Origin of the sequence: Aeromonas sp. 604176 (assembly GCF_049170755.1) — a bacterium.
Taxonomy (GTDB): Bacteria; Pseudomonadota; Gammaproteobacteria; order Enterobacterales; family Aeromonadaceae; genus Aeromonas; species Aeromonas veronii_A.
The window spans coordinates 21,176-27,235 of the sequence record NZ_JAAKNE010000051.1; the positions used below are offsets into that span (position 1 = coordinate 21,176).

8 protein-coding genes are annotated in these 6,060 nt (G+C 57.8%); 5 read left to right on the forward strand and 3 right to left on the reverse strand.

The window, feature by feature from the left end:
* Nucleotides 1-10: 10 nt before the first annotated feature.
* The gene (locus G5358_RS11000) at nucleotides 11-451 is read left to right on the forward strand and encodes an acetyltransferase (RefSeq protein WP_368191803.1); all 441 of its coding nucleotides are present in this window, start codon (nucleotides 11-13) and stop codon (nucleotides 449-451) included.
* Nucleotides 452-530: 79 nt separating this feature from the next.
* Here G5358_RS11000 and G5358_RS11005 read toward each other — a convergent pair whose 3' ends face one another.
* From G5358_RS11005 to G5358_RS11015, 3 genes are all read right to left on the reverse strand, one after another.
* The gene (locus G5358_RS11005) at nucleotides 531-851 is read right to left on the reverse strand and encodes a DUF4377 domain-containing protein (RefSeq protein WP_127006559.1); all 321 of its coding nucleotides are present in this window, start codon (nucleotides 849-851) and stop codon (nucleotides 531-533) included.
* 92 nt (nucleotides 852-943) lie between these two features.
* Nucleotides 944-2,230 (reverse strand): citrate synthase, encoded by a 1,287-nt coding sequence (locus G5358_RS11010; protein ID WP_421324089.1) that lies wholly within the window; start codon nucleotides 2,228-2,230, stop codon nucleotides 944-946.
* 180 nt (nucleotides 2,231-2,410) lie between these two features.
* Nucleotides 2,411-2,599 (reverse strand): hypothetical protein, encoded by a 189-nt coding sequence (locus tag G5358_RS11015; protein WP_421324090.1) that lies wholly within the window; start codon nucleotides 2,597-2,599, stop codon nucleotides 2,411-2,413.
* A gap of 64 nt (nucleotides 2,600-2,663) precedes the next feature.
* Between G5358_RS11015 and sdhC the strand changes: the two genes are divergently transcribed.
* Genes sdhC through G5358_RS11035 form a run of 4 tightly spaced genes read left to right on the forward strand, consistent with a single transcriptional unit; the run spans nucleotide 2,664 to nucleotide 5,880 of the window.
* Nucleotides 2,664-3,041, forward strand: a complete 378-nt coding sequence (gene sdhC, locus G5358_RS11020; RefSeq protein ID WP_161785995.1) for a succinate dehydrogenase cytochrome b556 subunit — start codon at nucleotides 2,664-2,666, stop codon at nucleotides 3,039-3,041.
* Nucleotides 3,035-3,379 (forward strand): succinate dehydrogenase, hydrophobic membrane anchor protein, encoded by a 345-nt coding sequence (sdhD, locus tag G5358_RS11025; protein ID WP_041210306.1) that lies wholly within the window; start codon nucleotides 3,035-3,037, stop codon nucleotides 3,377-3,379. The genes sdhC and sdhD overlap by 7 nt, the downstream gene beginning before the upstream one ends.
* 1 nt (nucleotide 3,380) lies before the next feature.
* Entirely contained in the window at nucleotides 3,381-5,147 is a 1,767-nt protein-coding gene (gene sdhA / locus G5358_RS11030) for a succinate dehydrogenase flavoprotein subunit (RefSeq protein ID WP_335833537.1), read from the forward strand.
* 16 nt (nucleotides 5,148-5,163) lie between these two features.
* Nucleotides 5,164-5,880 carry a succinate dehydrogenase iron-sulfur subunit gene (locus G5358_RS11035; RefSeq protein ID WP_216953467.1) on the forward strand — a complete coding sequence of 239 codons (717 nt, stop codon included), beginning with the start codon at nucleotides 5,164-5,166 and terminating at the stop codon, nucleotides 5,878-5,880.
* The last annotated feature ends 180 nt before the right edge of the window (nucleotides 5,881-6,060 follow it).

The window sequence follows — 6,060 nt, forward strand, 5'->3', positions numbered from 1 at the left end:
GAGTTATTTCATGACGATTGTTCCGGTATCCCGGGCCGATTATCCGGCCCTGATCGACCTGTGGGAGGCCTCTGTTCGGGCGACCCACCACTTCCTGCCCGAGGCCGAGATCCTCGCGCTTAAACCGCTTATTCTGGAGCACTACTTCGATGCGGTGACACTGCGCAGTGCCCGCACAGAAGAGGGGTACATTACGGGTTTTAGCGGAGTGCACGAGGGCAAGCTGGAGATGCTGTTTGTGGCTCCCGAGGCGCGCGGTAGTGGCGTGGGGCGTTTGCTGGTGGCGCATGCCATCGAACAGGGCGGCGCGACGCAGGTTGACGTCAACGAGCAGAACGAACAGGCGGTGGGCTTCTATCTGAAGATGGGATTCACCGTGACGGGTCGTTCGCCGCTGGATGGTCAGGGCAAGCCCTATCCGCTGCTGCATATGGCGCTGGCGCCGACCTGATCGTGCCTGATGAGGCGCAGTACCCATAAACCAACGGGGGATGGCATCAGCCATCCCCCCGTTTTTTTGATCGTGTTTGTTACTTGCTGGCGACCTTGTTCACTACCTTGATCAGCTGATAGCGCAGGGAGGGGGCATCGGCCGGCACATCGGTGAGCTGCTCTTTGCTGACTGTGAGCTGATACCGGTAGCCCGGCTCGAACTGGAAGCCTTCAATATTCTGGTAGAACAGCGTCCAGGGCTGCTGCTCATCACTGCGAACCTGCATGCACTGCATTGGGCCAACTCCGACGCAATCGACCAGCTGGCTGTTGATATAGAGGGTCTCTTCCTGTGACGGGGCGGGGGCGCTCTGGCAGGCGGTCAGCAGCAAGGCTGCGCTGATAAACAGTGGTTTCATAATGGACTCCTTAACGCGAAAGGGGGCATTAGAGCGGCAAACAAAAAGGCGGTCAATGACCGCCTTTGTAACAAACCATATCAGCGCAGTGGTTAGCGCTGCTCGAGTGGAGTGAACTCGCGCAGTGGGTGGCCCACGTAGAGCTGGCGCGGGCGGCCGATCTTGCTATCCGGATCGGAGTGGAACTCGTTCCAGTGGGCAATCCAGCCGATGGTACGGGAGATGGCGAAGATCACGGTGAACATGTTCATCGGGATACCGATCGCCTTCATGATGATACCGGAGTAGAAGTCCACGTTCGGGTAGAGTTTCTTCTCGATGAAGTAGGGGTCGGAGAGCGCGATGCGCTCCAGCTCCATGGCCACGTCCAGCAGCGGATCCTTGATCTGCAGCTCGGTCAGTACTTCGTGGCAGGTTTCGCGCATCACGGTGGCACGAGGGTCATGGTTCTTGTAGACACGGTGACCGAAGCCCATCAGACGGAACGGATCGTTCTTGTCCTTGGCCTTGGCGATGTACTCGGGGATGCGATCCACCGAGCCTACTTCCTCCAGCATGCGCAGGCAGGCTTCGTTGGCACCACCATGGGCCGGACCCCACAGGGAGGCGATACCTGCGGCGATACAGGCAAACGGGTTGGCACCGGAGGAGCCAGCCAGACGGACGGTTGAGGTAGAGGCATTCTGCTCGTGATCCGCATGGAGGGTGAAGATGCGGTCCATGGCGCGTTCGACCACCGGATTGACCTTGTACTCCTCGGTCGGTACCGCAAACATCATATGCAGGAAGTTGCCTGCATAGGAGAGGGCGTTGCGCGGATGCATGAACGGCTGGCCGATGGAGTACTTGTAACACATGGCCGCCAGGGTCGGCATCTTGGAGATGAGGCGGAAGGCGCAGATCTCGCGGTGCTGTTCGTTGTTGATGTCCAGGGCGTCGTGATAGAAGGCAGAGAGTGCGCCCACCACACCACACATGATGGCCATGGGGTGGGAGTCACGACGGAAGCCGCGGAAGAAGAAGGCAATCTGCTCGTGCACCATGGTATGGCGGGTCACGGTACGCTGGAAATCGGCAAACTGTGCCTTGGTGGGCGCCTCGCCGTACAGCAGGATATAGCAGACTTCGAGGTAGTTGGACTCTTTGGCCAACTGGGCGATGGGGTAGCCACGGTGCAGCAAGACACCCTGATCCCCGTCGATATAGGTAATGGCGGACTTGCAAGAACCGGTCGCCATGAAGCCCGGGTCAAAGGTGAAATACCCTTGTGCACCCAGTTTTCTGACATCAATGACATCCGGTCCGACTGTTCCGGAGAGGATCGGCAATTCAACCGGATCTTTCCCGGGCAGGTGTAGGGTGGCTATCTTATCAGCCATAGCACGTCTCCTTTGCTCTTTATAATTTGGTTCCAGTCCTACTCTATTACGACTTTTATGACGCTGGCAAAGGTTGTTACCCATACCGAGGTGGCTGGAGCGCCTTATTTGAAACAGAGTTCCCTATCAATGTCAATTTTGCTGGATGGCCATTAATTAAATGTTAAATAAAATATGCGATCAGGTTTGCGGTTTTGTGTTTTCTTTGTAGCTATTTGATTGTCTTCGGTTAAGCCCGCCGATATACTGCGCCATGTGGGTCATGGCTGCGGGTGTTTGAAACGCTTTGGCAAAGCCTGATGTGAAACCGAAAACCGGATTTTTGGCTTTTTCAGAGTGTTTTGGTAACAAATAACCAACAATCACCATCCCGTGCCCTCAGAAACGAGTTAAAACAATAACTAACGTGCTCAATGGAGCTGAGTGGGCAAGCGTGAAAAACAAACAGAGACCGGTCAACCTCGACCTACAAACGATCAGCTTTCCTGTCACTGCCATTGCATCCATCCTGCACCGTGTATCAGGGGTAATCACCTTTGTTGCACTGGGCATCTTGCTGTGGATGCTTGGTACTTCACTCGCCTCTCCCGAAGGGTTTGAAACCGTGGTTGCCATCATGGACAACTTCCTGGTCAAACTCGTGCTGTGGGGGATCCTGACTGCGCTGGCATACCACATTGTGGGCGGCTTGCGTCATCTGGTCATGGATATGGGCTATTGGGAAGAGCTGGAATCCGGCAATCAGAGCGCCCGTGTGGCCTTCGTGATCACCGCGGTTCTGGCAGTATTGGCGGGAGTGCTTGTATGGTAACCAATTCTGCAACCTTCGGGCGCAGCGGCGTACACGATTACATCCTGATCCGCGCCACCGCCCTCATCATGAGCTGTTATGTCCTCTATCTGGTCGGTTTTGTCGCGTTCAACGACATCACCTACGAGGTGTGGACCGGCTTTTTCGCCAACACCTTCACCAAGGTCTTCACCCTGTTGGCTCTGCTGTGCGTACTGATCCATGCCTGGATCGGTCTGTGGCAGGTGCTGACCGACTATATCAAGCCAGTGGGATTGCGCGGTGCGCTGCAGTTCGCGCTGGTCGTGGTGCTGTTTGTCTATCTGATGACGGGTTTCGTCGTGCTGTGGGGTGTGTAAGGTGACTATTCCAACTCGTGAATTTGATGCGGTCGTGATTGGTGCCGGTGGTGCCGGCATGCGCGCCGCGCTGCAGATTGCCCAGTCCGGCAAGAGCTGCGCTCTGTTGTCCAAGGTCTTCCCGACCCGTTCTCACACTGTCTCCGCCCAGGGCGGTATCACGGTTGCGCTGGGCAATGCCCACGACGACAACTGGCAGTGGCACATGTATGACACGGTAAAAGGCTCCGATTACATCGGTGATCAGGAAGCTATCGAGTACATGTGCAAGACCGGCCCCGAAGCCATCTATGAGCTGGAGAACATGGGCTTGCCCTTCTCCCGTTTCGACAACGGCACTGTCTACCAGCGTCCGTTTGGCGGTCAGTCCAAGAATTTCGGTGGCGAGCAGGCTGCCCGTACTGCGGCTGCGGCCGACCGTACCGGCCACGCCCTGCTGCACACCCTCTATCAGCAGAACGTCAAGAACAAGACTACCGTCTTCTCCGAGTGGTATGCGCTGGATCTGGTGAAGAACCAGGATGGCCACGTGGTGGGTTGTACCGCCATCGACATGGAGAGCGGCGAGGTCGTCTACTTCAAGGCCAAGGCTACCGTGCTGGCCACCGGCGGCGCCGGTCGTATCTACCAGTCCACCACCAACGCCCACATCAACACCGGTGACGGTGTCGGCATGGCGCTGCGCGCCGGGGTCGGCGTGCAGGACATGGAGATGTGGCAGTTCCACCCGACCGGCATCGCCGGGGCAGGGGTGCTGGTGACCGAGGGTTGCCGCGGTGAAGGCGGCTATCTGCTCAATAAAGATGGCGAGCGCTTCATGGAGCGTTATGCCCCCAACGCCAAGGATCTGGCCGGTCGCGACGTGGTGGCCCGCTCCATCATGATCGAGATCCGCGAAGGTCGTGGTTGCGACGGTCCCTGGGGCCCGCACATCAAACTCAAGCTGGATCACCTCGGCAAAGAGGTACTGGAATCCCGTCTGCCGGGCATCTGCGAGCTCTCTCGCACCTTCGCCCACGTGGATCCGGTCAAAGAGCCGATCCCTATCATCCCGACCTGTCACTACATGATGGGCGGCGTGCCGACCAACGTGAATGGCCAGTGTCTGACCCAGGACAAGAACGGCAACGACGTGCCGGTGGTCGGTCTGTTTGCGGTGGGCGAGATTGCCTGCGTCTCCGTACACGGTGCCAACCGTCTGGGTGGCAACTCCCTGCTGGATCTGGTGGTCTTCGGCCGCGCTGCCGGCATGCATCTGGTCAACACCTTGGGCGAGATGGAGCACGGCCGTGATGCTTCCGAGTCGGATCTGGATGCCGCATTGTCCCGCTTCAACCGCTGGGAAAATTGCCGTGACGGGGAAGACCCGGTGCAGATCCGCAAAGACCTGCAGCGCTGCATGCAGAACAACTTCTCCGTATTCCGCGAAGGTGCGGCGATGGCAGAAGGGCTGGCCGAGCTCAAGGTTATCCGCGAGCGCCTCAAGTCAGCCCGTCTGGATGACACCTCCAAAGAGTTCAACACCCAGCGCATCGAGTGCCTGGAGCTGGACAACCTGATGGAAACGGCGTTTGCCACGGCGGTTGCCGCCAACTTCCGTACCGAGAGCCGCGGTGCTCACTGCCGCTTCGACTTCCCGGATCGCGACGATGAGAACTGGCTGTGCCACAGCCTCTATCATCCGGACACCGAGTCCATGACCCGTCGCGCTGTCAACATGTCACCCAAGACCCGTGAGGCGTTCCCGCCCAAGGTCCGGACTTACTGATTGCGGAGCCAGCCCTATGAACGTCACATTCTCTGTCTACAGATACAATCCGGATGTTGATAACGTCCCCCATATGAAGGATTATCATCTTGATATTCCTGAAGGTTCCGACATGATGGTGCTCGATGCACTGATCCAGTTGAAAGAGCTGGATCCCACGCTTGCCTTCCGCCGCTCCTGCCGCGAAGGGGTTTGTGGATCTGACGGTCTCAACATGAATGGCAAGAACGGTCTTGCCTGCATCACCCCGCTCTCCGATTTGCTGAAGAAGGGCAACAAGGTCGTTATCCGCCCCTTGCCCGGCCTGCCGGTGATCCGTGATCTGGTGATCGACATGACCCAGTTCTACACCCAGTGGGAGAAGGTCAAACCCTTCCTCATCAATGAAGACAAGTTGCCGCCGGTGCGTGAGCACCTGCAATCCCCCGAAGAGCGTGCCAAGCTGGATGGCCTGTACGAGTGTATTCTTTGTGCCTGCTGCTCCACCTCTTGCCCCTCCTTCTGGTGGAACCCCGACAAGTTCATCGGTCCGGCCGGGCTGCTTGCCGCCTACCGCTGGCTGGCTGACAGCCGCGACACCGCGACCACCGAACGGCTGGGTAATCTGGACGACGCCTTCAGCGTGTTCCGCTGCCACGGCATCATGAACTGCGTGAACGTCTGTCCGAAAGGCTTGAACCCGACCAAGGCGATTGGCCAGATCAAGTCGATGTTGCTCAATCGGGCTGTTTAGTATTTGGGCCGGCCCTGTGCTGGCCCGACTTCCGGATAGCCATCCCACCCGTGGCAGGATGGCTATTTGACCCCTACAAGCTGCGCAGCAGTAACAAGAAGTACAAGGGATAGAAATGCATAACGGCGTGATGAAGGCCTGGTTGGAGTCATCTCACCTGGCTGGTGCGAATGCAAGCTA